Below are 24,076 nucleotides of genomic sequence, written 5' to 3'. Positions count from 1 at the left end.
GATCACCCCTGTGTTCTCCTGCTCAAAAATTGAGCAGGGGCAGTGGAACACCTGGGTCAGTTTTCAGTCAGCACAACGGGCTTTACTGGGTCAGTTTTCGGTCAGCGGCAACACGCCAACGACGCTTTCGGCGATTTGATCCTGCAGTTCGAAGATGTCGTGGAGCGTTCCCTCGAAGCGCTCCGCCCAGATATGTGTCCCGGTCGTCGCGTCGATCAGTTGTCCGGTGATGCGCACCTTGTTCCCGGACTTGCGCACGCTACCTTCCAGCACGTAACGCACACCGAGCTCCTGGCCGACGTCCATAACGTCCACTGCCCGGCCCTTGTAGGTGAAGCTCGAATTGCGCGCGATGACGAACAACCAGCGGATACGTGACAGGGCGCCGATGATGTCCTCCACCACGCCGTCGGCGAAATAATCCTGCTCCGGATCGCCACTCAGGTTCTGGAAGGGCAAGACGGTGATGGAGGGTTTGTCCGGGAGGACAAGCGCGGAGGGAGGCGTTTCCTGGGGGTCGACGGGCGCGAGTTCGCCGCCGCCTGGCCGGTCGGGTTGTCGCGTTTCCCCGGTCTAGCTGGCCCTGATCTCGCCGACGAAGCGGTAGCCCTTGCGGGCGACTGTCCGAACGAGGCGCTGTTCCTCGCCGGTATCGCCGATGGCCTTGCGAACCGCATTGATGTGGCTGGTGATCGTCGATTCCGAGACGATCCGGCCGCCCCACACGGCCTCCAGCAGGTCATCCTTGCTGACCACGCGATCGCGGCTTCTGACCAGTTGCAGCAACAGATCGAAGACCTGTGGCCCGACTGCCACGACTTGCCCGCGCCGGGTCAATTCCCGGCGCTCCTGATCGAGCACGTAGTCTCCAAACGCGAATTGCAACGTCAGTATCCCCTGGACGAGTGCCCTGGCTTTCCTGTCCGAGGCGACTGCTGGTTGGTCTCTGCAATGGATGATACGGCAGGGCTTGGCAAGCCGCACCGTCCAAGACGGATGCCGCTCCAGCAGTGGGTTCTGGACAAAAAACCAAGCTTCTCCAACGGGAAACTCAAGGCCGGCACAAGGACTTCCCAGGGGGGGTGCAGGCACCCTATCTCTACACCGACAGCAATGGTTGCCGTCGAGAAGCGGAGAGACCCCATGAAGATCGTCGTCATTGGAGGCACCGGCCTCATCGGATCGAAAGTTGTGAAGAACCTTCGCGAGCGCGGCCATGACGTACTCGCAGCCGCCCCCAGCACGGGCGTGAACAGTTTCACCGGCGCGGGCCTGGCCCACGCGATGGAGGGCGCCGAGATCGTCGTCGACGTGGCGAACGCGCCGTCGTGGGAGGACCAGGCCGTCCTCGATTTCTTCGAAACGTCGAGTCGTAATTTGCTGGCTGCCGAAGCGGCCGCGGGTGTTCGCCATCATGTTGCGCTCTCGATCGTCGGGAGCGAACGGCTTCCTGAAAGCGGCTATTTCCGAGCAAAGGTCGCGCAGGAGAACCTGATCAAGGCGTCCGGCATTCCTTACACCATCCTGCATGCCACGCAGTTCTTCGAGTTTGTCGGCGGCATTGCGCAGTCGGCCATCGTCGGCGAGGAGCTTCACCTGTCGCCGGCGCTGATCCAGCCGGTGGCGTCGGACGACGTGGCGGCAACGCTCGCCGATGTCGTGCTCGAAACGCCGGTCAATGGCTCGGTCGAAGTCGCCGGGCCCGAGGCCATGCCGCTCGACGAACTGATCCGGCGCTTCCTGCGGGCATCGCAGGACACGAGCAAGGTCGTGCCGGACGTGCGCGCCCGTTACTTCGGCTCCATTCTCGACGATCAATCGCTGACCCCCGGCAAGAACCCGCGCCTCGGCGCGATTCGCTTCGAGGACTGGCTCGGCCGGTAGACAGCCCAAGCGGGCCGCTGAGACTCCCGCGTACGAATCAACCCGACGAAGTGATCCGATCAACGCCCTGATCGACGTTCGACAGCCCGGCGGCAGGCTGCTGCCGCCCTGCTGCCGGGCATCGGCAATTGACAGGAAACAGGAAAATGAAATCGCTCGAGGACAAAGTCGCCGTTGCCACCAGCGCAAACTCCGAGATCGGTGTCGCCGCGGCGCGCCAAAACAAGAGAAAGACGATCGGCGTGCTGCTGTGCGTCGGCGCCGTGGTGGTCGTGGTGGCCGGATGGGCCATGGCCCGTTCCAGCGGCGCGACCTCGACCGACAACGCGTATGTCCGCGGCGACGTCACCTCGCTCGCCGCCAAGGTGGCCGGCTATGTCACCGCGGTAGAGGTCGCGGACAACCAGACCGTCCAGGCGGGTGACGTCCTGTTCCGGATCGACGATCGGGACTACCGCGCACGGCTTGCGCAAGCAACGGCGAATGTCATAGCTGCCCAGGCTCGCCTGACCAATGTCGATGCGGAAGCCCAGCTCCAACGTGCCCTGATTCGACAGGCCGAGGCGCAGAAACGATCGGCCGTGGCCGAGATGAATCTGGCGATCAAGACTCACGATCGCAGCCGAAAACTCATCCGCAGCAACGCGGTCAGCCAAGCGCTCGTCGATGAAAGCGACGCGGCGCGATCGCGCGCCGAGGCCAGCGTATCGGCCGCTTCCGCAACGGTAGAGGCGGAGCAGCAACGCATCGTCGTCCTGGTGGCCCAGCGGGAGGCTGCCGTTGCTGCCGTGACACAGGCACTGGCCGCGCGCGATCTCGCCCAGATCGATCTCGAGAGCACCGTGGTCCGTGCGCCTATCGATGGCGTTATCGGTAACCGCCAGGTCCGCATCGGCCGCTTCGTGACGCCGGGCGTGTCGTTGCTCGATATCGTGCCGGTCAATGATGTGTGGGTCGTGGCGAACTTCAAGGAAACGCAACTCGAACATATCCGGCCCGGCCAGAGTGTGCGCATCACCATCGACGGATACCCGAGCGGGGTACTCGAAGGTGTGGTCGACAGCTTTGCGCCTGGGAGTGGGTCGGCGTTCAGCTTGCTTCCCGCAGACAACGCAACAGGTAACTTCGTCCGCGTCGTGCAGCGCGTTCCGGTAAAGATCCGCTTTGCCGACAATCCGTTGCCGGGGCGCATCGTGCCTGGCTTGTCCGCACGCGTCGAAGTTGCAGGCGGGAGCGGCTCATGACCAGCGTTGCTTTCACGACACCGAACGACAGCCGGTCGACGACCGGAGTCCTGCTCATTGCGGGCATTTTGATTGCCACGCTGACGGAAGCGATCGCCAGCACCGTTCTGTCGCTCGGGCGAAGCGACATCATCGGCGACACCTATGCAACGCCTGATGAGTTCGCGTGGCTGGATGTCGGCTACACCGCGCTCAAGCTTGTCGGGTTCATGACCGCTCACTGGCTGTTGAACCGTTTCACTCCGCGTAACGTGATGATCGCCTCCACCCTGCTCATGGGCCTCGCGTGTGGCATTGCCGCCATCACCGCTCGGTTGGACCTGCTGGTCGCGCTTCGCATCATGCAGGGCTTCAGCGGCGGCACCCTGCTGGTTGCCGGCCAGACGATCCTTTTCCTCGCCTACCCGCGTGCCCATCAGCCAACCCTGCAGGCCCTGTTTGCCATGGGGGCCGTTGTCGCGCCAGCGACTATTGCACCAGCGCTTCAAGGGTGGTTGATCGATAGCCAATCCTGGACGTGGATCTTTTTCAGCATTGTGCCGGTTGCCCTGGCGGCTGCCGGACTATTGCTGATCGCCGACTGCCCGATGCCCACCAGTATCCGGCGCCGTCCGTTCGACTGGATCGGTTTCTCACTGATCGCGGCCACCCTGTTCTGTTTCACCTACGTCTTCAGCCAGGGCAGTCGATGGGACTGGTTCGAGGAGCCTCACATCCTATGGCTGACGGCGATAGGCACAGCGGCTCTGCTGGCATTTCTCGGCCAGCAAGTGTTGGCCAGCGGCAAGGGACTGCTCGACTTCACCCTGTTCAGATCGGACGATTTTTCCTTCGCCTTCATCGTCAGTTTCGTCGCTGGCGCCGCCTTGTTCGGGAGTGCGTTCCTGATTCCAACATTCGCCCTGTCAGTCCTCGCGTTCACGCCTACCGATGCTGGCCAGCTCTTGTTGCCGAGTGGCGCGTTTTTCATCGGCGCGCTCCTCATTTCTGCCTTTCTCATGCAGGTGCGCCGGGTCCCGCCGTTCGCCACGGTGCCCTTTGGAATCCTGATGATCATGGTTGCAATGTGGATGCTGTCCGGTTCGACCAGCGAAAGCGGCACGGACGACATGATGGCCGCCATCCTCTTGCGCGGCCTGGGCCTGGGCTTCCTGTTTCTCTCGATCACCCTGATCGCTTTCAGCAACCTCGACAGCCGAAACCTCGCCTGCGGAATCGGACTCTTCAATACGGGGCGCCAGCTTGGCGGCCTTATGGGGGTGGCCGCACTGCAGACGCTGATCGACCATAACGTCGTCGCCAATGGCGTGATCCTCGGCGCGAACGTCACCGCAGGAGGGAGCGCGGTCATCGAGCGCCTGACAAGCACGACCGCCATGCTGACGGAGAGAGGGATGGATGCAGTAGCCGCAGGCCGGGCGGCGACGAGCCTTCTAGGCCGGGCCGTGTCGAGCCAATCCACGGTGATTGCCTTCGACACAGCGTTCAACGCAGTTGCCTTGCTGTTTGTCATCGCCGCTCCCCTGCTGATCGGCATCAAGGTCGGGCTCGCGCGCTACGCGAAAGTGCGCGCTGCGCGAACCATGGCCGTGAGGCAACCCACGCCAATCAGCTCTGGAACGGATACGCCTTGCGCGTCCTTCCGGTCGTTCGAGCCCCGCTGATAGCTGGCACGATGACAGGACGCGCACGGCGCGACTGTTGAGCGGTTGGAACCGGCTCAGAGCGGATATGAGCAATCCATCCTGGTGATCACGTCCGGTCGTTCGGCGGGGAATACCGCGCTTGTCGGACTGAAAAAGCGGCTGGCATCAACCCCAAGTGATCAGGAAGGAGAAATGTCTCACGCCCCTAAAAGGGGCCGCCGAAGCTTCGCGAACAATCGCGGATGGGGAAACCGCTACGACGGCCAGGGGCCCTTCTCCGCGGAGCCTTACTGAAATTCTAGTTCGTAGGACGGGACGGGCAGCGTTTCGCGAGTGAAGTGACGCCCCTACCGCCGATTGATGGGAGTCACAGGCTCAGACCATCCTGCGGCGGTCTGGAGCATGGCATGTCGCAATCGCGGTAAAGCCATTCCGTTATTCCATTCGGGCCACAGACCCGATCATTCGTTCAAGGGGAGTGGGTAACGCCCTAAAAGGGCGCCCAGTTCACGCTCCATCACGCCTTGGGTCTGGCCGCCTTGCGCCAGCATCCAGCGGACCCGCTCAACGGTTTCCGGGGCCTGCATGTCAGCCACGAAGCGCTGCGACTCGTCTACCAGCGCATCGTCGTCGGCACTGCTGACACGCTCCACGACTGCTTTGACGTTGGAGATTCCGCCGGCCGGGAAGCCCGCGATGCGACGGGCCAGTGCATCGCAGAACGAACCGAGCTGTTCACCTGGCAACGCACGGTTGATCCAGCCATAACGCTCCGCCAGCCTGGCATCGAAGTCGTCACCGCCCAGACAGACTTCCAGCGCCCGAGCCCTACCCAGCATTTGAGTCAACCGCACCGTGCCACCGGCGCCAGGCAATAGCCCCACGCCGATTTCCGGCTGCCCCAGTACGGCGGTTTCTTCAGCAGCAAACCGCATATCCAGCGCCAGGAGGAACTCACTTCCCGCCCCACGGGCGCGCCCGCGCAGCTCGCCGATGGTGACCTGCGGAAGGCGACTGAAACGGCTGAAGAGCCCACTCAGGGGGCTGGCCACGCCGGGTGGCAAGGCCATCGGCGCGGCATCCAGTTGGCTGCCCAGGTCATAGTGAGCCAGGAAGAACTCGGGATTATCGCTGCGAAAGATCACCACTTTGGTCTGAACGTCACCCTCCAGGCTCTTCGCCAGGTGCAGCAGGTCGATCACCATGGTGCGATCGACCAGATTGATCGGTGGATGATCGAAACGCACCACGGCAACGCCATCGTGATCTTCGCGGGTGAAGCTCTGGTAATCGCTCAACGCCTTTCTCCCGATTGTGGTCGCCCCCACTATGTGAAGGGCGCCCCGTGCGCTCAAGCATCATTGATTGAAAGAATGCCGGGGACTCACAGTGACGCACACCGAATTGCCCTGCCAGGCGTTGTGTCGGTCGGCCCTTGGGGAAGTGGAATGGGGGTCGGCAGGAGAGAAAAGGAATGCGGCCGGGACCACACACAATCGATGCCCGGTTCAGGACTGGAAGAAGTCCCCCGGCGTCACGCCGAAGTGCTGTCGGAATGCCGCGATGAAGGCAGAGGTGGAATCGTAACCACAGGCCAGCGCGACTTCAGTGACTCGCTGCCCCTGCTCCAGCGCTTCCAGCGAGCCATGCAGCCGCAGCCGCTGGCGCCAGACGCGGAAAGTCAGGCCGGTTTCACGCAGGAACAACCGCCGCAGGGTCTTTTCCGAGGCACCGATATCCTCGCTCCATTGCAATAGCGTCCGGGCGTCGTCAGGGGCTTCCTGCAGCGCCCGGCACAGCCGCAGCAACCGAGGGTCACTGGGTAACGGCAAGGACAAGCTGACCTCGCGGGCCACCAACAGCTGATCCAGCAGGACCTGCGCCAACCGACCGTCGGGGCCGTCCTCGTCATATTCCACTGGCAGTTCGCAGAAGCGCCGGATCAGCTCTCGCGTAAGGGCGTCGATCTCGATCACCCGGCAGCTGTCGAGCCCGCTGCCAGTGACTGCGGCGTCCAGGTACAGGCTGCGCATTTCCGTATGCGGGGAGCTGAACACTTCGTGCTCCGCGCCCGCCGGTATCCACACTGCACGCTGCGGCGGCGCGACGAAGCTCCCTTCAGCGGTGTGCACATGCAGCACCCCGCGAATGGCATAGGACAGTTGCACCCAGGCATGGGTATGGCGCGGCGTCCCCACCGCGTTCTCCAGCGACTCATTGCGGGCGAATAGCGGGCGAGGCAGTTTTTCGAGTCGTGGGACCTGCCGCTCGGGCCACACACCCTGTCCGTTTGCAGGCATTTCTTGCCCCTATCGCGTTAGTCGGCATACCTGACCAAGGCTAGAGTATCCCGAGCCTCAATGACAATAATCGGACTCACACCATGGCCCGCTCGCGTTTCCTTCCGGACAACTTCACCCTCACGCTGATCGCCGTCGTCGCTACCGCCACCCTTCTACCCGCTCAAGGCCAGGTGGCAGTGGCGTTCAGCTGGATCACCAATATCGCCATCGGCCTGCTCTTTTTCCTGCACGGCGCCAAGCTGTCCCGCGAGGCCGTGATCGCCGGCGCCGGCCACTGGCGCCTGCACCTCCTGGTATTCACTTGCACCTTCGGCCTGTTCCCGTTGCTGGGCCTGGCCCTGAAACCGGTGCTTCTGCCCTTGGTGGGAACCGAGCTCTACGCGGGATTCCTCTATCTCTGCGCCCTGCCCGCCACCGTGCAATCGGCCATTGCCTTCACCTCACTGGCGCGCGGCAATCTCCCGGCGGCAGTCTGCAGTGCCGCCGCTTCCAGTCTGATTGGCATTTTCATCACGCCCGTGCTGGTCGCCTTGCTGATGGGTGTTCACGGAGATGGGGGTTCGACTGTCGAGGCTATCCGCAAGATCAGCATCCAGCTGCTGTTGCCCTTCATTGCCGGCCAATTCGCCCGCCGCTGGATCGGCAACTGGGTGACCCGCAACAAGGGGTGGCTGAAGAACGTCGACCAGGGAAGCATCCTGCTGGTGGTCTACACCGCATTCAGTGCAGCGGTGATCGGCGGACTCTGGCAGCAGGTTCCGGCCCTGAAGCTGCTGGGCGTGGTGGCCGGGTGCTGCTTGCTGCTGGCGTTGGTTTTGCTGATCGTCCATCTGCTGGGTAAATGGTTGGGCTTCGACCTCGAAGACCGCATCACCATTCTCTTCGCCGGCTCGAAGAAAAGCCTCGCCACTGGCGTTCCCATGGCGCAGGTGCTGTTCGCCGGGAGCAGCATCGGCGTACTCATTCTTCCGCTGATGCTGTTTCATCAGATCCAGCTGATGGTCTGTGCCGTACTGGCGCAGCGCTATGCACAGCGGCCGGAACTGGCCCCTCTCACTTCCCCGGCTGACGCTTCAGCCAGGCCGTAAAGCATCGCCGAGGTACTCATCTCCATGGCCTTGCCCCACAAACAGAAACGCCGCAGTCGATGACTGCGGCGTTTTTGCATCAGCTGGGGCTCAGTCGTCCAGGCCAAGGGCAGCGAAGGCTTCGAGGATCTTGCCTTGCACCTCCTCGATGCTGAGGCTGGTGGAGTCGAGGATGATCGCATCCGGAGCCGGCTTCAGCGGGGCGACGGAGCGCTGGCTGTCGCGTTCGTCGCGGTCCTGGATTTCCTTCAGCAGAGCGCTCAGGTCGGCCTCCATGCCCTTGCCCTTGAGCTGCAGGTAGCGGCGACGGGCACGCTCTTCAGCGCTGGCGGTGAGGAAGATCTTCAGCTGCGCCTGGGGGAAGACCACGGTGCCCATGTCGCGACCATCGGCCACCAGGCCGGGGGGTTCGAGGAAGGCACGCTGGCGCTGCAGCAGCGCTTCGCGCACGGCGGGCAGTGCAGCGACCTGGGAGGCGCCGGCGCCCACCTGCTCGGAGCGGATGATGTCGGTGACGTCTTCGCCTTCCAGGATGATGCTCTGGCCACCACCGGTCTTGGCGTTGAACTGCACGTCCAGGTGAGCGGCCAGGACCTTGAGGGATTCCTCGTTGGTCAGGTCGACCCCGTGATTGCGCGCGGCGAATGCCAGCAGGCGATACAGCGCACCGGAATCCAGCAGGCGCCAGCCCAGGCGCTTGGCCAGGAGGCCAGCTACGGTGCCCTTGCCGGAGCCGCTGGGCCCGTCAATGGCGATTACGGGCAGGTTGGCGTTCATGCCTTGCCCTCTTCCGCTACGCGGATGCCGGACTGGGTCGCGAGACCGAGGAAATTTGGGAAGGAGGTGGCGACGTTGGCGCAGTCATGGATGCGGATCGGCGCGCTGGCACGCAGCGACGCCACGCTGAAGGACATGGCAATACGGTGATCGCCGTGGCTCCAGACTTCTCCGCCGCCCATGACACCGCCTTCGATGACGATGCCGTCCGGAGTCGGCTCGGCCTTCACACCCAGGGCCTGCAGGCCGTCGGCCATGACCTGGATGCGGTCGGATTCCTTCACCCGCAGTTCTTCCGCGCCACGCAGCACGGTACGGCCTTCGGCACAGGCAGCCGCGACGAAGAGTACGGGGAATTCGTCGATGGCCAGCGGCACCAGGTCTTCAGGGATGTCGATGCCCTTCAGCTTGGCTGCGCGCACACGGATATCGGCTACAGGCTCTCCGCCCACTTCACGCTGGTTTTCCAGGGTGATGTCGCCGCCCATCAGCTTGAGGATGTCGATCACGCCGGTACGGGTCGGGTTGATGCCAACGTGTTCCAGTACCAGTTCGGAGCCTTCGGCAATGCTGGCGGCGACCAGGAAGAAGGCTGCCGAGGAGATGTCGGCGGGCACTTCGATGCGGGAAGCGGAAAGCTTGTGGCCGCTCTCGACGGTGGCGGTGTTGCCGTCCACCTTCACCGGGTAGCCGAAGCCTTGCAACATGCGCTCGGTGTGGTCGCGAGTCGGTGCCGGTTCGGTGACCGCGGTTTCACCGGCGGCGTAGAGACCGGCGAGCAGCAGGCAGGATTTCACCTGGGCGCTGGCCATGGGCATTTCGTAGTTCATGCCAGTGAGGCGCTGGCCGCCACGGATGGTCAGCGGCGGGCGGCCTTCGGCGCCAGTCTCGATCACAGCGCCCATTTCGCGCAGCGGCTTGGCCACGCGATTCATCGGACGCTTGGACAGCGAGGCGTCGCCGGTCAGGGTGGTGTCGAACGGCTGCGCTGCCAGCAGGCCGCTGAGCAGGCGCATGGAGGTACCCGAGTTACCCAGATAGAGCGGGCCGGGCGGCGGCTTCAGGCCGTGCAGGCCGACACCGTGGATGGTCACGCGGCCGTGGTGCGGCCCTTCGATGACCACGCCCATGTCGCGGAAGGCTTGCAGGGTTGCCAGGGCGTCTTCGCCCTCGAGGAAGCCTTCGACTTCTGTGGTGCCTTCGGCCAGGGAGCCGAGCATGATGGAGCGGTGGGAAATGGATTTGTCGCCCGGTACGCGGATACGGCCGGCGAGTTTGCCACCCGGCTGCGCCAGGTAAATCAGATCGTTGTTGTGCATGGCGTCCACATAGGCCCTGCGGGCCAGGATTTTGCTGAAATGCTCGCGGGCGAAGCGGGCGCGGGTGAACACGCCCAGCAGTTCATGCCCATCCCCTGCGTCGACCGCGCCGCGCAGGGCGTCGAGGTCGGCGCGAAATGCGTCCAGGATGCGTAGCACGGCGTCGCGGTTGGCGAGGAAGATGTCGTGCCACATCACCGGGTCGCTGCCGGCAATCCGCGTGAAGTCGCGGAAGCCACCGGCGGCATATCGGAAGATTTCCAGATTCTCGCTGCGCTTGGCCAGCGAGTCGACCAGACCGAATGCCAGCAGGTGCGGCAGGTGGCTGGTCGCGGCGAGCACCTCGTCGTGGTGCTCGACCTCCATGTGTTCAACGTCAGCGCCGAGGGCGCGCCAGAGCTGGTCGACGCACTGCAAGGCGGATGGATCGGTGTTTTCCACCGGCGTAAGGATGACCTTGTGACGACGGAACAGGCCGGCGTTGGCCGCTTCCACCCCACTCTTCTCGGAACCGGCGATCGGGTGGCCGGGCACGAAGCGCGCCGGCATGCCGTCGAAAACCCGACGCACCGCGCGCACCACATTGCCCTTGGCGCTGCCGACATCGGTCAGCACAGCGTCGCCCAGATCGAGGGAAGCCAGTTCAGCGAGGAGCTTTTCCATGGCGAGGATGGGAACCGCGAGCTGGATAACGTCGGCACCGCGGCAGGCCGCAGCGAGGTCACTCTCGCAACGGTCGACCACGCCGGTTTCGACGGCAATGCGGCAGGACTCCTGGTCCTTGTCCACGCCCACCACTTCGGCGAACAGGCCCTTCTCGCGCAGCCCCTTGGAGAAGGAACCACCGATCAGGCCGAGGCCGATCACCACCAGGCGCCCGAAGATAGGGGCGCCCTGTTTCAGGGTCATGACATCAGCCACGGCCGAGCACCTTGGCCAGTGCCTCCAGGCAACGGGCGTTCTCTGCCGGCAGGCCGATGGAGACGCGCAGGAAGGTCGGCATGCCGTAGCCGCTCACCGGACGCAGGATCACGCCTTCGCGCAGCATGGCCTGGTTGATCGGGGCGGCGTCGCAGCCGAAGTCGACAGCGATGAAGTTGCCCTTGGAGGGAATCCAGGACAACCCCAGGGCGCGGAAGCCTTCTTCCAGCTGGGCCATGCCGGCATCGTTGACGCGGCGGCTCTCGGCCAGGTAGTCGGCATCGTCCAGCGCAGCGCAAGCGGCAGCCAGGGCCAGGCTGTTGACATTGAATGGCTGGCGCACGCGGTTCAGCACGTCGGCCACCTGGGCACTGGACAGGCCGTAGCCCACACGCAACGAGGCGAGGCCGTAGGCCTTGGAGAAGGTGCGGGAGACCAGCAGGTTCGGATAACGGGCCAGGTAGTTCAGGCCATCAGGCAGCTCTTCGCCTTCGGCGTACTCGATGTAGGCCTCGTCCAGCACGACCAGCACGCTCTCCGGGACCTTGACGAGGAAGTCTTCCAGGGCCTGGGGGCCGAACCAGGTCCCGGTGGGGTTGTTCGGATTGGCGATGAACACGACGCGCGTGTTGGCATCGATGGCGGCCAGCATGGCCGGCAGGTCGTGGCCGTAGTTCACCGCTGGAACCACTTTGCCGGTAGCGCCCACGGCCTGGGTGGCGATGGGGTAGACGGCGAAGGCGTGCTCGCTGAACACGGCGTTCAGGCCGGGAGCCAGGTAGGCACGGGCGACGAGGTCGAGGATGTCATTGGAGCCGTTGCCCAGGGTGACCTGGGCCGGGGTAACGCCACAGCGCTCGGCCAGACGGCGCTTGAGCTCGAAACCATTGCCGTCCGGGTACCGGGTCAGCTCGGCCAGTTCGGCGCGAATGGCGTCCAGGGCCTTGGGGCTTGGGCCGAGGGGGTTCTCGTTACTGGCCAGTTTGACGATGCCGGCCGGGTCGAGGTCCAGCTCGCGGGCCAGTTCATCCACCGGCTTGCCGGGTACGTAGGGCGAAAGTTTCTGCACGCCCGGTTGGGCAAGGGCGAGGAAGTCACAGCTCATGGATTCAGCCTCAACTACGGGCTAGGGGCCGCCGTAGCGCGCCCCAACCCTGGCTGGAGCGCGACGGCCCGTCGCTAATTCAAAGCACCGCTTTGGGGTAGGAACCCAGCACCTTCAGGGCAACGGCTTCCTGGTTGATCTTCTCCAGCACGTCCTTGATCAGCGGATCACGGTGGTGGCCTACGAAGTCGATGAAGAACACGTAGGTCCACTTGCCACTGCGGGACGGGCGGGTCTCGATGCGGGTCAGGTCAATGCCGTTGTTGTGGAACGGCACCAGGAGCTCGTGCAGGGCGCCCGGCTTGTTGCGCATGGAGACGATGATCGACGTCTTGTCGTCGCCGGTGGGCGGCACTTCCTGGCTGCCGATGATAAGGAAGCGCGTGGAGTTGTCCGGGCGGTCCTCGATCTTTTCGCAGAGCTTGGTCAGGCCGTAGAGGCTGGCCGCCATGTCACCGGCAATGGCGGCCGAGTTCCACTCGCTCTTCACCCGCTTGGCAGCGTCGGCGTTGCTGGAAACCGCCACGCGCTCGACATTCGGGTAATGGGCGTCCAGCCACTTGCGGCACTGCGCCAGGGACTGAGCGTGGGAGTAGATGCGGGTGATGTTGTCGGTCTTGGTGCTTTCGCCCACCAGCAGGTGGTGGTGGATACGCAACTCCACCTCGCCACAGATCACCATGTCGTGTTCGAGGAAGCTGTCGAGGGTGTGGTTCACCGCGCCCTCGGTGGAGTTCTCTACCGGTACCACGCCAAAGTTGACCGCGCCGGCGGCCACTTCGCGGAACACTTCGTCGATGGCGGCCATCGGCGAGCTGATCACCGCGTGGCCGAAATGCTTGAGCGCCGCGGCCTGGGTGAAAGTGCCTTCCGGACCGAGGTAGGCGACCTTGAGCGGCTGCTCCAGGGCCAGGCAGGAAGACATGATTTCGCGGAACAGCCGCGCCATCTCTTCGTTGTCCAGCGGGCCCTGGTTGCGATCCATGATGTGCTTGAGGACCCAGGCCTCGCGCTCTGGACGGTAGAAGACCGGCTTCTCGCCTTCCGGCAGGGAGGCCATTTTCACGCGAGCGACGTCCTGGGCGCAGCGAGCGCGCTCGCTGATCAGATCGAGGATCTTCTCGTCGAGACTGTCGATGCGCAGGCGCAGTGCCTTGAGTTCTTGCTCCGACATATCAGCCGCGCTCCTTCTCGAACTCCGTCATATAGGCCACCAGGGCTTCGACCGCATCGAGGCCGACGGCGTTGTAGATGGAGGCGCGCATACCGCCTACCGAACGGTGACCTTTGAGGTTCAGCAGGCCACGGGCGTCGGCGCCGACGAGGAAGTCCTTGTCCAGGCGCTCGTCTGCAAGGCGGAACGGAACGTTCATCCAGGAGCGGGCATTGTGGGCGATCGGGTTGGTGTAGAAATCGCTCTTGTCGATGTAGCCGTAGAGCAATTCCTTCTTCGCCTTGTTGCGCTGCTCCATGGCCTCGACGCCGCCCTGCTCCTTCAGCCACTCGAAGACGAGGCCCGAGAGGTACCAGGAGAAGGTGGCCGGGGTGTTGTACATGGAGCCGTTATCGGCGGCGACTTTGTAGTTGAGCATGGTCGGGCAACTGGCGCGGGCCCGTCCGAGCAGGTCCTCACGGACGATGACCACGACCAGGCCGCTGGGGCCGATGTTCTTCTGGGCACCAGCGTAGATCAGGCCGAAGCGGGAAACGTCCAGCGGGCGGGACAGGATGTCCGAGGACATGTCCACGACCAGGGGCACGTCGCCCACTTCCGGAATCCAGTCGAACTGCAGGCCACCGATGGTTTCGTTGGAGGCGTAGTGCAGGTAGGCCGCGTCTTTCGACAGCTGCCACTCGTTCTGACCGGGAATCGCGAAGTAGTCGTAGCCCTTGGCACTGGCAGCAACGTTGACGCGGCCGAAGCGGCTGGCCTCTTCGATGCTTTTCTTCGACCAGATGCCGGTTTCGACGTAATCGGCGACACCGTTTTCCGGCAGCAGGTTCAGCGGAATCTCGGCGAACTGCTGGCTGGCACCGCCCTGGAGGAACAGCACCTTGTAATTGGAGGGAATGGACAGGAGGTCGCGCAGGTCCTGCTCGGCCTTTTCGGCAATGGCAACATACTCGTCGCTGCGGTGGCTCATTTCCATGACGGAAAGGCCTTTGCCCTGCCAATCAAGGAGTTCCGCCTGGGCGCGTTGCAGAACAGCTTCCGGAAGCGCGGCCGGGCCGGCGCAGAAGTTAAAGGCTCGCTTGCTCACATCCATTCTCACTGGGTAGCGCGGGGGCACCGGTGCCCCCGCCAATTGTTACCTACCGAATGGACAGGCCGGCTGACGGCCTGCCCGTTTCTACAACTATTACTCGTCGCCAGCCGGCGGAACGTCGTCCTGCTGAACGTCATCCGCCTGGGCATCGGCCAAGACGTCAACGGTCTGCTCTTCGCCTTCCTCCAGCTCTTCGCCCTCGTCGACACCAGACGGCTCCTGGACGCGTTCCAGGCCGACCAGGGTCTCGTCCTTGGCCAGCTTGATCAGGGTGACGCCCTGGGTATTACGGCTGGAGCTGGAGACTTCGTCCACGCGGGTACGCACCAGGGTGCCCTGGTCGGAAATCAGCATGATCTCTTCGCCGTCCTGCACCTGTACGGCGCCCACCAGCTTGCCGTTGCGCTCGTTGGTGACCATGGCGATCACGCCCTGGCCGCCACGACCGCGACGCGGGTAGTCTTCCAGCGGGGTACGCTTGCCGTAGCCACGCTCGGAGGCAGAGAGGATCTGCGCGCCCGATTCCGGGATCAGCATGGAGATCAGGCTCTGGCCTTCCGGCAGGCGCATGCCGCGCACGCCACGGGCAGTACGACCCATGGTGCGGACGTATTTTTCCTTGAAGCGAATGACCTTGCCGCCGTCGGAGAAGAGCATGACTTCCTTCGCGCCGTCGGTGATAGCAGCGGCGATCAGGGTGTCTCCCTCTTCCAGTTTCAGGGCGATCAGGCCACTGGTACGCGGTTTGCTGAACTGCACCAGCGGGGTCTTCTTCACGGTACCGAAGGCGGTAGCCATGAAGATGTAGGCGCCGGTGGGCTCGTCCTGCTCGTCGTCGAGGTCGGCGCCTTCGTCGTCGCCACCTTCGGCTTCGACGATTTCGCCTTCGATCACCACGCCTTCGTTCTCTTCCAGGTCTTCCTCGGCACCTGCGCTCTGCTGCAGGGCTTCCAGGTCGATCTGGAGCATGGCGGTGATGCGCTCGCCCTCATCCAGCGGCAGCAGGTTGACCAGCGGACGGCCACGCGCGGTACGCGAGGCTTCCGGAATTTCGAAGGTGCGCAACCAGTACACCTTGCCCTTGCTGGAGAACAGCAGGAGTGTGGCGTGGCTGTTGGCGACCAGCAGGTGTTCGATGTAGTCCTCGTCCTTCACGCCGGTGGCCGACTTGCCCTTGCCGCCACGACGTTGGGCCTGGTAGGTGGCCAACGGCTGGGACTTTGCATAGCCGCCATGGGAAATGGTGACGACGCGTTCTTCTTCGGTAATCAGGTCGGCGATGGTCAGGTCCACCTGGGACGCGACGATCTCGGTACGGCGGGCGTCGCCGAACTCGGCCTTCACCTTCTCCAGCTCTTCGCGGATGACTTCCATCAGGCGCTCAGGGTTGGTGAGGATGCGGATCAGCTCACCGATCAGGGTGAGGATTTCCTGGTACTCGGCCAGCAGCTTTTCATGCTCCAGGCCGGTCAGGCGGTGCAGGCGCAGTTCCAGGATGGCCTGGGCCTGTTCGGGGGATAAGTAGTACTTGCCTTCGCGCAGGCCGTACTGCGGGTCCAGGTCTTCCGGACGGCAGGAATCGGCACCGGCGCGCTCGACCATGGCTTCCACCGCGCTGGACTCCCAAGCGGTAGCGATCAGGCGTTCCTTGGCCTCGGCCGGAGTCGGCGAGCTCTTGATCAGCTCGATCACCGGGTCGATGTTGGACAGGGCGACTGCCTGGCCTTCGAGGATGTGGCCGCGTTCACGTGCCTTGCGCAGTTCGTAAACGGTACGACGGGTCACCACTTCACGGCGGTGACGGATGAACACTTCGAGCATGTCCTTCAGGTTCATCGTGCGCGGCTGGCCATCCACCAGGGCCACGACGTTGATACCGAAGACGCTCTGCATCTGGGTCTGGGCGTAGAGGTTGTTGAGGATCACCTCGCCCACTTCGCCACGGCGCAGCTCGATCACCACGCGCATGCCATCCTTGTCGGATTCGTCGCGCAGTTCGGTGATGCCTTCGAGCTTCTTCTCCTTGACCAGCTCGGCGATCTTCTCGATCAGACGCGCCTTGTTCAGCTGGTAGGGCAGTTCGGTGACCACGATCTGCTGGCGGCCGCCGCCCTTTTCCATGTCCTCGACTTCGGCGCGGGCACGTATATAGATGCGGCCACGGCCGGTGCGGTACGCCTCGATGATGCCGGCGCGGCCGTTGATGATGCCTGCCGTGGGGAAGTCCGGGCCCGGGATGTACTGCATCAGCTCATCCACCGTGAGCTCGGAGTTATCCATCAGCGCCAGGCAACCGTCGATGACTTCGCTGAGGTTGTGCGGCGGGATGTTGGTCGCCATGCCCACAGCGATACCGCTGGAACCGTTGACCAGCAGGTTCGGGACCTTGGTCGGCATGACCGCGGGGATTTGCTCGGTGCCGTCGTAGTTGGGCACCCAGTCCACGGTTTCCTTGTCCAGGTCGGCCAGGAGTTCGTGGGCCAGTTTGGACATGCGCACTTCGGTGTATCGCATGGCCGCAGCGTTGTCGCCGTCGACCGAACCGAAGTTACCCTGGCCATCCACCAGCATGTAGCGCAGCGAGAACGGCTGGGCCATACGAACGATGGTGTCGTAGACCGCGGTGTCGCCGTGCGGGTGGTACTTACCGATGACGTCACCCACCACACGGGCGGACTTCTTGTAGGGTTTGTTCCAGTCGTTGCCCAGCTCGCTCATCGCAAAGAGGACGCGACGGTGCACCGGCTTGAGACCGTCGCGCGCATCCGGCAGGGCGCGCCCGACGATCACGCTCATCGCGTAGTCGAGGTAGGACTGTTTCAGCTCGTCTTCGATATTGACCGGGAGGATTTCTTTGGCCAGTTCGCCCATGAGAAGCCTGGTTCCTTTTTCTGATGAAACTCCGCCCCGCTCGTCCTGAGCGGCGCGAAGCTCGCCACTGCGGCCTGATGCTGCAGCGACTCACGACAAATCAACGAGTTAAGCCAAGGATCTGTGCAATTGGGCCGCCTCAATGGAGGGGCGGCAATAACTGCCGGAGCTTACCATAGTCACCGTCTTGCACCTACCCCGCCGGGCGGCCTGCCGGCAGGGTGAAAACGTCGCACCGACGGCTCAATGCAGGCGCTTGCGGCACATCAGTTGAGCCATCTTGGCTGCATCAGGACGCTCGACCACGCCCTTCTCGGTCACGATGGCATCAATCAGATCGGCTGGAGTCACATCGAAAACCGGATTGACCGCATGCACTTCCGCAGCAATACGGCGGCCGCCCAGATCCAGCAGCTCTGAACCGTCGCGCTCCTCGATCGGGATGTCGTCCCCGCTTTCCAGCGACATATCAATGGTGGAGCTGGGTGCCACCACCATGAAGCGCACGCCATGGTGCATAGCGTTGACTGCCAACTGGTAGGTGCCGATCTTGTTGGCCACATCTCCATTGGCGGTGATGCGGTCGGCACCGACGATGACCCAGGTAATGCCGGCAGTCTTCATCAAGTGAGCAGCGGCGGCGTCTGCATTGAGACTCACCGGCACACCTTCGTTGGCCAGCTCCCAGGCGGTCAGTCGCGCACCCTGCAACCAGGGACGCGTTTCATCGGCGTAGACCCGCTCCACCAAGCCATCCAGGTGGGCCGCACGAATCACCCCGAGGGCGGTGCCGAAACCGCCCGTCGCCAGCGCCCCCGTATTGCAATGGGTCAGCAACGCCTGGGGACTCCCCTGGTGCTTGCGAATCAGCTCCATACCGAGCTGGGCCATGGTCAGGTTGGCTTCCCGATCGCTCAGATGAATGGAAATGGCCTCAGCCTCCAGCGCCTGCAGCGGTGTTTCGCCGTCACGCACGCGCTCCAGGCGCTCACGCATACGGTTCAGCGCCCAGAAGAGGTTGACCGCAGTCGGCCGGGACTCGGCCAGGACCTTGAAGTCGGCTTCCAGCGCCTCGCGCCAGTCGCCACCAGCTGCGATGCGTGCCTGCGCGCCAAGTACGACACCGTAGGCAGCACTGATTCCAATGGCTGGCGCGCCGCGAACCACCATCTGGCGAATGGCCTGGGCCACGCCTTCAGCGGATTCGTAGGCCAGCCAGACCTCTTCAGCCGGCAGCAAACGCTGGTCGAGCAGGTGGAGCACGCCGTCACGCCAGTCGATGGCCTTCACCTTCTCGGCTGCTAACAGTTGTTCACGCATCGCCCACCTCGCCACCCGTAACTCGCGGAAAAACCGCAGATTATAGCGAGCCGGAGCCTATCTGGCTCGGGTATACTGCCGCCACTTCATTTTGCGCCCAGGATGCGCCTCCATGCCCAGCCCCAACGCCCCGCTCGATCTGCTACTGCTCCCGTCCTGGATAGTTCCGGTAGAGCCTGCCGGCGTGGTCCTGCGGGATCATGCGCTGGGCATTCGCGACGGTCGTATCGCCCTGCTCGCACCCAGAGACGTAGCGCTGCGCGCTAACGCCCATGAGCGCCGCGAACTGCCGGGCATGCTGCTGGCTCCCGGCCTGATCAACGCCCACGGCCATGCCGCGATGACCCTGTTCCGCGGGTTGGCCGACGACCTGCCGCTGATGACCTGGCTACAGGAACACATCTGGCCCGCCGAGGCCAAGTGGGTCAATGAGACATTTGTCCGAGACGGTACCGAACTGGCCGTGGCCGAGCAGATCAAGGGCGGCATCAGTTGCTTCTCCGACATGTATTTCTTCCCGGCCCAGGCCAGTTCTGCCATCCATACCGCCGGAATCAAGGCCCAACTGGCGATCCCGGTGCTGGACTTCCCCATCCCGGGCGCCGTCGACGCAGCCGAAGCAATCCGTCGAGGCGTCGAGCTGTTCAGCGATCTCAAGCACCACCCGCGCATCAAGGTCGCCTTCGGCCCCCACGCACCTTATAGCGTCAGTGACGACAAGCTCGAGGATATCCGCGTACTCGCCGAAGAACTGGACGCCGGCATTCATATGCATGTCCAGGAAACCGCCTTCGAGGTCCAGCAAAGCCTGGACCTGCGCGGCGAACGTCCGATGGCACGCCTTGCACGCCTCGGCCTTCTCGGCCCGCGCTTCCAGGCCGTGCACATGACCCAGATAGATGACGCGGACATTGCCCTGCTGGTGGAAAGCAACAGCAACGTGATCCACTGCCCGGAATCCAATCTCAAGCTGGCCAGCGGATTCTGCCCAGTGGAACGCCTCTGGCAGGCCGGCGTTAATGTCGCCGTTGGCACTGATGGCGCAGCCAGCAACAATGACCTGGACCTGCTAGGCGAAACCCGCACTGCGGCCCTCCTGGCCAAGGCCGTGTCCGGCTCGGCCAGCGCCCTGGATGCCCATCGCGCCTTGCGCATGGCCACCCTCAACGGCGCACGCGCCTTGGGAATCGACCAGGACACTGGCTCCCTGGAAGTAGGCAAAGCCGCCGACGTGGTGGCCTTCGACCTCTCCGGGCTCGCCCAGCAACCGGTCTACGACCCGGTTTCCCAACTTATCTATGCCACCGGGCGCGACTCGGTGCGGCACCTCTGGGTCGACGGCAGGCAACTGCTGGACGACGGCCGCCTGACGCGCCTGGACGAAGAGCGCCTGGGCGCCACTGCCCGCGCCTGGGGCGATCGCATCGCCGGCCGCTGAATTCTGTTTCGAGGACATCCCATGACCAACGTCGATCACGTCGAAATCGCCAAGTTCGAGGCCCTCGCCCACCGCTGGTGGGACCGCGAGAGCGAGTTCAAACCCCTGCACGACATCAACCCCCTGCGGGTCAACTGGATTGACGAGCGCGTCAAGCTGGCCGGCAAGAAGGTGCTGGATGTCGGGTGCGGCGGCGGCATCCTCAGCGAATCGATGGCGCAGCGTGGCGCCACCGTTACCGGCATCGACATGGGCGAAGCCCCGCTGGCGGTCGCCCAACTGCACCAACTGGAATCCGGCGTGCCGGTCGAATACCGCCGCATCACGGCTGAAGGCCTGGCCGCCGAGATGCCCGGTCAGTTCGACGTGGTCACCTGCATGGAAATGCTTGAGCACGTGCCCGATCCGGCTTCGGTGATCCGCGCCTGCTACACCCTGGTCAAGCCGGGCGGCCAGGTGTTCTTCTCCACCATCAACCGCAACCCCAAGGCTTACCTCTTCGCCATCGTCGGCGCCGAGTACATCATGGGCCTGCTGCCGCGCGGCACCCACGACTTCAAGAAATTCATCCGCCCCTCCGAGCTCGGCGCCTGGAGCCGCGTCGCCGGCCTGCAGGTGAAAGACATCATCGGCCTGACCTACAACCCGCTGACCAAGCACTACAAGCTGGAAGGCGACGTCGACGTCAACTACATGATCCAGACCCTGCGCGAGGAGTGACCGGCATGCGCCTTCAAGCGGTACTTTTCGATATGGACGGCACCCTGCTCGACTCGGCGCCCGATTTCATCGCCATCTGCCAGGCCATGCGCACCGAACGCGGCCTGCCCCCCCTGGACGAAAAGCTGATCCGCGACGTGGTCTCCGGCGGCGCCCGCGCCATGGTCGCCATCACCTTCGAGATGGACCCGGAAGACCCGCAGCTCGAGCCCCTGCGCCTGGAGTTCCTGGAGCGCTACCAGAGCCACTGCGCAGTGCTCACCCGCCCCTTCGACGGCATCGACGAACTGCTGGCGGATATCGAGCAAGCCAAGCTGATCTGGGGCGTAGTGACCAACAAGCCGGTACGCTACGCCGAGCCGATCATGGAGCAGCTCGGCCTGGCCGGACGCTCCGCCGTGCTGATCTGCCCCGATCACGTGAAGAACAGCAAGCCGGACCCGGAAATGCTGCTGCTGGCTTGCAGCAAGCTGAACCTGGACCCGGCCAGTGTGCTCTTCGTCGGTGACGACCTTCGCGACATCGAGTCCGGCCGCGCCGCCGGCACCCGCACTGCGGCGGTCAGCTACGGCTATATCCACCCAAGCGACAACCCCGCCCACTGGGGCGCCGATGTAGTAGTCGACCACCCGCTCGAATTGCGCGCCGTGCTCGACCGCGCGCTGTGCAGCTGCTGACACCGGCAGCGCCCCGAAGGAGATTCACATGTTCCAGTATTCCGCCCGCCCCGACTTGCTCAAGGACCGGGTCATTCTGATCACCGGAGCCGGCCGCGGCATCGGCGCAGCGGCCGCCAAGACCTTTGCCGCTCACGGCGCCACCGTGCTGCTGCTGGGCAAGACCGAGGCCAGCCTGAACGCCGTCTACGACGAGATCGAGGCCGCCGGCCACCCGCAACCCGCGGTGATCCCCTTCAACCTGGAAACCGCCCAGCCGCACCAGTACGACGAACTGGCAGCAACCCTGGAGACGGAGTTCGGACGCATCGACGGCGTGCTGCACAACGCCTCGATCCTTGGCCCCCGCACCCCCATCGAGCAGCTCTCGGGCGACAACTTCATGCGCGTCATGCAAGTCAACGTCAACGCCATGTTCATGCTGACCAGCACCCTGCTGCCACTTCTGAAGCTGTCCAAGGACGCCTCGGTGATCTTCACCTCCAGTAGCGTCGGCCGCAAAGGACGGGCCTATTGGGGCGCCTATGCGGTGTCCAAGTTCGCCACCGAAGGCCTGATGCAGGTCCTGGCCGACGAAGTGGACGGCATCGCCAGCGTACGTGCCAACAGCATCAACCCCGGCGCGACGCGCACTGATATGCGCGCCCAGGCCTATCCAGGTGAAAACCCTGACAACAATCCGGAACCCGCCGAGATCATGCCGGTCTACCTCTATCTCATGGGGCCGGACAGCGCTGGTGTGAACGGCCAGGCTTTCGACGCGCAATGACTTCCCTCCGCGGCGGTCATCCGACCGCCGCAGCCTTCGCCAGATTTCCGGCGACCCTCCCTGTGAACGGCATCACATTGCCACTGTTTCGCCATTAACCCGGCAAAGGCTTGCCTCGCAAGCCGACAGACAACAGCTAAGCAATTGAAATTAAATGATTTTTTATAATCAACGAACTCCTGGCACGAAAATAGCTCCATGCCTGGTGTCGTCGCAATTTGCGTCAGAGGTTCAACTCCATGGTTCCTCCCACACAGTCCAACACCATCGATTTTGACGCCGCCAAGCTGCAGCGCCTCGGTTTCTCCGGTAAGCGTCAGACCACGCTGCGCCCCCTCAGCCTGGCGGAGCTGCGTCGCCAGCTGAATCTGCAACTGCAGACCAGCCTGGAGGTGGAGCGCATCATCAGCCTGTTCTTCAGCGAAGTGCAGCGCCTGGTTGCCCTCGACGCCCTGGCTTACCAGCACCAGAGCAGTGACCTACGCCTCGAGTACGGCAGCCGCTCCAGCCACTCCGCCGGCTATCGTCTGACCCATGAAGGTGAGTACCTGGGCGAACTGATTTTCCGGCGCAACCAGCGCTTCGACGAACAGGAACTGAACCAACTGGAATCCCTGCTCGCCACTTTGCTCTTTCCGCTGCGCAACGCCCTGCTCTACCGTGCCGCGATCCAGAGTGCCCTGCGCGACCCGCTGACCGACACGGGCAATCGCATCGCCATGGAGCAGACCCTGCAGCGTGAAGTGGACCTCGCCCGACGCAATCTGCAGCCGTTGTCGGTACTGATGCTGGACATTGATCACTTCAAGCGCATCAACGACGAATACGGCCATGGCACCGGCGATGAAGTCCTGAAAGCCGTCGCCAACACGCTCAAGGCACGCCTGCGCAACGTTGATATGGTGTTCCGCTTCGGCGGAGAGGAATTCCTCGTACTGCTCTCAGGCACCTGCCGCGAAGCCGCCGCCCTGGTAGGTGAACGCCTGCGCCTGGGCATCCTTGAACTGCAATACCTGGTGCAGGGTCACCCCTTGGACCTCTCGATCAGCCTCGGCTGCGCCACGCTTCTGCCGGCGGAATCCGTGGAGAGCTTGCTACGCCGTGCGGACAACGCGCTCTACGTGGCCAAGCGCGAAGGCCGCAACCGCCTCTCCATGGCCGGCTGAGGTACCTTGTAGCCAGTCGCGAACGAGTTCGCACAGAGAAGCAGACAGTAAAAAGGGGCTCATGAGAGCCCCTTCTTCATTCCGCCTTGAATCAGCGCTTGCGACCGAAGCCCGGACGCTGACCTTCGCCACCCGCCGGACCGCTGCGCTTGTGCGGCGGACGCTGGGGCTTGCGAGTCGGACGGTCCGCCAGCTCCACGGCCGGACGCTCACCGTGAGACTTGGCCGGGCGCTTCTTGTTCTCGTCACGCGGACGATCAGCTACCGGCGTACCACGCGGAGCGCGGGCAGGACGTTCATCACCGTCACGGCGAGGACCGCGAGCCGGACGCTCACCACCTTCACTGCGCGGGCCACGAGCCGGACGCTCGCCGCCTTCGCTGCGCGGGCCACGAGCCGGACGCTCGCCACCTTCGCTGCGCGGGCCACGAGCCGGACGCTCGCCACCTTCACTGCGCGGGCCACGAGCCGGACGCTCGCCACCTTCACTGCGCGGGCCACGAGCCGGACGCTCGCCACCTTCGCTGCGCGGGCCACGAGCCGGACGCTCGCCACCTTCGC

The 24,076-nt window shown here is 63.9% G+C and carries 18 protein-coding genes and 2 pseudogenes; 9 read left to right on the top strand and 11 right to left on the bottom strand.

All coding sequences use genetic code 11. The annotated features are described in order from the left end of the window. Positions 1–108: 108 nt before the first annotated feature. A pseudogene (locus FFS60_RS26025) lies at positions 109–885 on the bottom strand (winged helix-turn-helix domain-containing protein); the annotation flags it as partial. 258 nt (positions 886–1,143) lie between these two features. Here FFS60_RS26025 and FFS60_RS26020 point away from each other — a divergent pair. The 3 genes from FFS60_RS26020 to FFS60_RS26010 all read left to right on the top strand — a co-directional run bounded on the left by FFS60_RS26020 (position 1,144) and on the right by FFS60_RS26010 (position 4,792). After that, a complete protein-coding gene (locus FFS60_RS26020) occupies positions 1,144–1,884 on the top strand; it encodes an SDR family oxidoreductase (RefSeq protein WP_028626631.1) in 741 nt (246 codons plus the stop codon). Positions 1,885–2,030: 146 nt separating this feature from the next. Further along, positions 2,031–3,128 (top strand): HlyD family secretion protein, encoded by a 1,098-nt coding sequence (locus tag FFS60_RS26015; protein ID WP_137823626.1) that lies wholly within the window; start codon positions 2,031–2,033, stop codon positions 3,126–3,128. Beyond that, on the top strand, positions 3,125–4,792 hold the full coding sequence (locus FFS60_RS26010) for a DHA2 family efflux MFS transporter permease subunit (RefSeq protein WP_137823625.1): 1,668 nt from the start codon (positions 3,125–3,127) through the stop codon (positions 4,790–4,792). Before FFS60_RS26015 ends, FFS60_RS26010 begins: the two co-directional genes overlap by 4 nt. Positions 4,793–5,235: 443 nt before the next feature. Here the strand turns inward: FFS60_RS26010 and FFS60_RS26005 are convergent, their stop codons facing one another. Both FFS60_RS26005 and FFS60_RS26000 read right to left on the bottom strand, forming a co-directional pair. Continuing rightward, complete coding sequence (locus FFS60_RS26005) at positions 5,236–6,072, bottom strand: enoyl-CoA hydratase/isomerase family protein (RefSeq protein WP_171016583.1); 837 nt, start codon at positions 6,070–6,072, stop codon at positions 5,236–5,238. 210 nt (positions 6,073–6,282) lie between these two features. Continuing rightward, positions 6,283–7,074 carry a helix-turn-helix transcriptional regulator gene (locus FFS60_RS26000; RefSeq protein WP_137823623.1) on the bottom strand — a complete coding sequence of 264 codons (792 nt, stop codon included), beginning with the start codon at positions 7,072–7,074 and terminating at the stop codon, positions 6,283–6,285. Between the two features lie 83 nt (positions 7,075–7,157). Between FFS60_RS26000 and FFS60_RS25995 the strand changes: the two genes are divergently transcribed. Next, positions 7,158–8,165, top strand: a complete 1,008-nt coding sequence (locus tag FFS60_RS25995; RefSeq protein ID WP_137823622.1) for a bile acid:sodium symporter family protein — start codon at positions 7,158–7,160, stop codon at positions 8,163–8,165. Positions 8,166–8,255: 90 nt separating this feature from the next. On the opposite strand, the gene cmk is transcribed toward FFS60_RS25995, so the two are convergent. From cmk to mtnA, 7 genes are all read right to left on the bottom strand, one after another. Then, positions 8,256–8,942: a (d)CMP kinase gene (gene cmk, locus FFS60_RS25990; RefSeq protein WP_028626627.1), complete on the bottom strand. Its 687-nt coding sequence runs from the start codon at positions 8,940–8,942 to the stop codon at positions 8,256–8,258. Continuing rightward, a complete protein-coding gene (locus tag FFS60_RS25985; protein WP_036996729.1) occupies positions 8,939–11,170 on the bottom strand; it encodes a bifunctional prephenate dehydrogenase/3-phosphoshikimate 1-carboxyvinyltransferase in 2,232 nt (743 codons plus the stop codon). The genes cmk and FFS60_RS25985 overlap by 4 nt, the downstream gene beginning before the upstream one ends. 4 nt (positions 11,171–11,174) lie before the next feature. Beyond that, complete coding sequence (hisC, locus tag FFS60_RS25980) at positions 11,175–12,287, bottom strand: histidinol-phosphate transaminase (RefSeq protein WP_137823621.1); 1,113 nt, start codon at positions 12,285–12,287, stop codon at positions 11,175–11,177. A gap of 79 nt (positions 12,288–12,366) precedes the next feature. Beyond that, the gene (gene pheA, locus FFS60_RS25975; RefSeq protein WP_028626624.1) at positions 12,367–13,461 is read right to left on the bottom strand and encodes a prephenate dehydratase; all 1,095 of its coding nucleotides are present in this window, start codon (positions 13,459–13,461) and stop codon (positions 12,367–12,369) included. 1 nt (position 13,462) lies between these two features. Then, the gene (gene serC, locus FFS60_RS25970) at positions 13,463–14,548 is read right to left on the bottom strand and encodes a 3-phosphoserine/phosphohydroxythreonine transaminase (RefSeq protein ID WP_137823620.1); all 1,086 of its coding nucleotides are present in this window, start codon (positions 14,546–14,548) and stop codon (positions 13,463–13,465) included. A 99-nt stretch (positions 14,549–14,647) separates the two neighbouring features. After that, a complete protein-coding gene (gene gyrA, locus FFS60_RS25965) occupies positions 14,648–17,425 on the bottom strand; it encodes a DNA gyrase subunit A (protein ID WP_137823619.1) in 2,778 nt (925 codons plus the stop codon). A gap of 243 nt (positions 17,426–17,668) precedes the next feature. Next, positions 17,669–18,745, bottom strand: a complete 1,077-nt coding sequence (mtnA, locus tag FFS60_RS25960) for an S-methyl-5-thioribose-1-phosphate isomerase (RefSeq protein WP_028626621.1) — start codon at positions 18,743–18,745, stop codon at positions 17,669–17,671. A gap of 112 nt (positions 18,746–18,857) precedes the next feature. Between mtnA and FFS60_RS25955 the strand changes: the two genes are divergently transcribed. The 5 genes from FFS60_RS25955 (at position 18,858) to FFS60_RS25935 (ending at position 23,515) form a co-directional block, all read left to right on the top strand. Continuing rightward, the gene (locus tag FFS60_RS25955; protein WP_137823618.1) at positions 18,858–20,183 is read left to right on the top strand and encodes a TRZ/ATZ family hydrolase; all 1,326 of its coding nucleotides are present in this window, start codon (positions 18,858–18,860) and stop codon (positions 20,181–20,183) included. A 21-nt stretch (positions 20,184–20,204) separates the two neighbouring features. Then, positions 20,205–20,903, top strand: coding sequence for a bifunctional 2-polyprenyl-6-hydroxyphenol methylase/3-demethylubiquinol 3-O-methyltransferase UbiG (gene ubiG / locus FFS60_RS25950; RefSeq protein ID WP_028626619.1), 699 nt, complete (start codon positions 20,205–20,207; stop codon positions 20,901–20,903). Further along, positions 20,900–21,580, top strand: a complete 681-nt coding sequence (gene mupP / locus FFS60_RS25945; protein WP_171016582.1) for an N-acetylmuramic acid 6-phosphate phosphatase MupP — start codon at positions 20,900–20,902, stop codon at positions 21,578–21,580. The genes ubiG and mupP overlap by 4 nt, the downstream gene beginning before the upstream one ends. Positions 21,581–21,608: 28 nt before the next feature. Continuing rightward, entirely contained in the window at positions 21,609–22,349 is a 741-nt protein-coding gene (locus FFS60_RS25940; RefSeq protein ID WP_028626617.1) for a YciK family oxidoreductase, read from the top strand. Between the two features lie 239 nt (positions 22,350–22,588). After that, entirely contained in the window at positions 22,589–23,515 is a 927-nt protein-coding gene (locus FFS60_RS25935) for a GGDEF domain-containing protein (RefSeq protein WP_137823616.1), read from the top strand. Positions 23,516–23,606: 91 nt separating this feature from the next. On the opposite strand, the pseudogene FFS60_RS25930 reads toward FFS60_RS25935, so the two are convergent. Further along, positions 23,607–24,076 (bottom strand): annotated as a pseudogene (locus FFS60_RS25930) (pseudouridine synthase); the annotation flags it as partial.

The organism is Pseudomonas sp. D(2018) (assembly GCF_005502555.1).
Taxonomy (GTDB): domain Bacteria; phylum Pseudomonadota; class Gammaproteobacteria; order Pseudomonadales; family Pseudomonadaceae; genus Metapseudomonas; species Metapseudomonas resinovorans.
The sequence above is the reverse complement of the archived record's forward strand: the minus strand, read 5'-3'. Positions and strand labels throughout refer to the sequence as shown.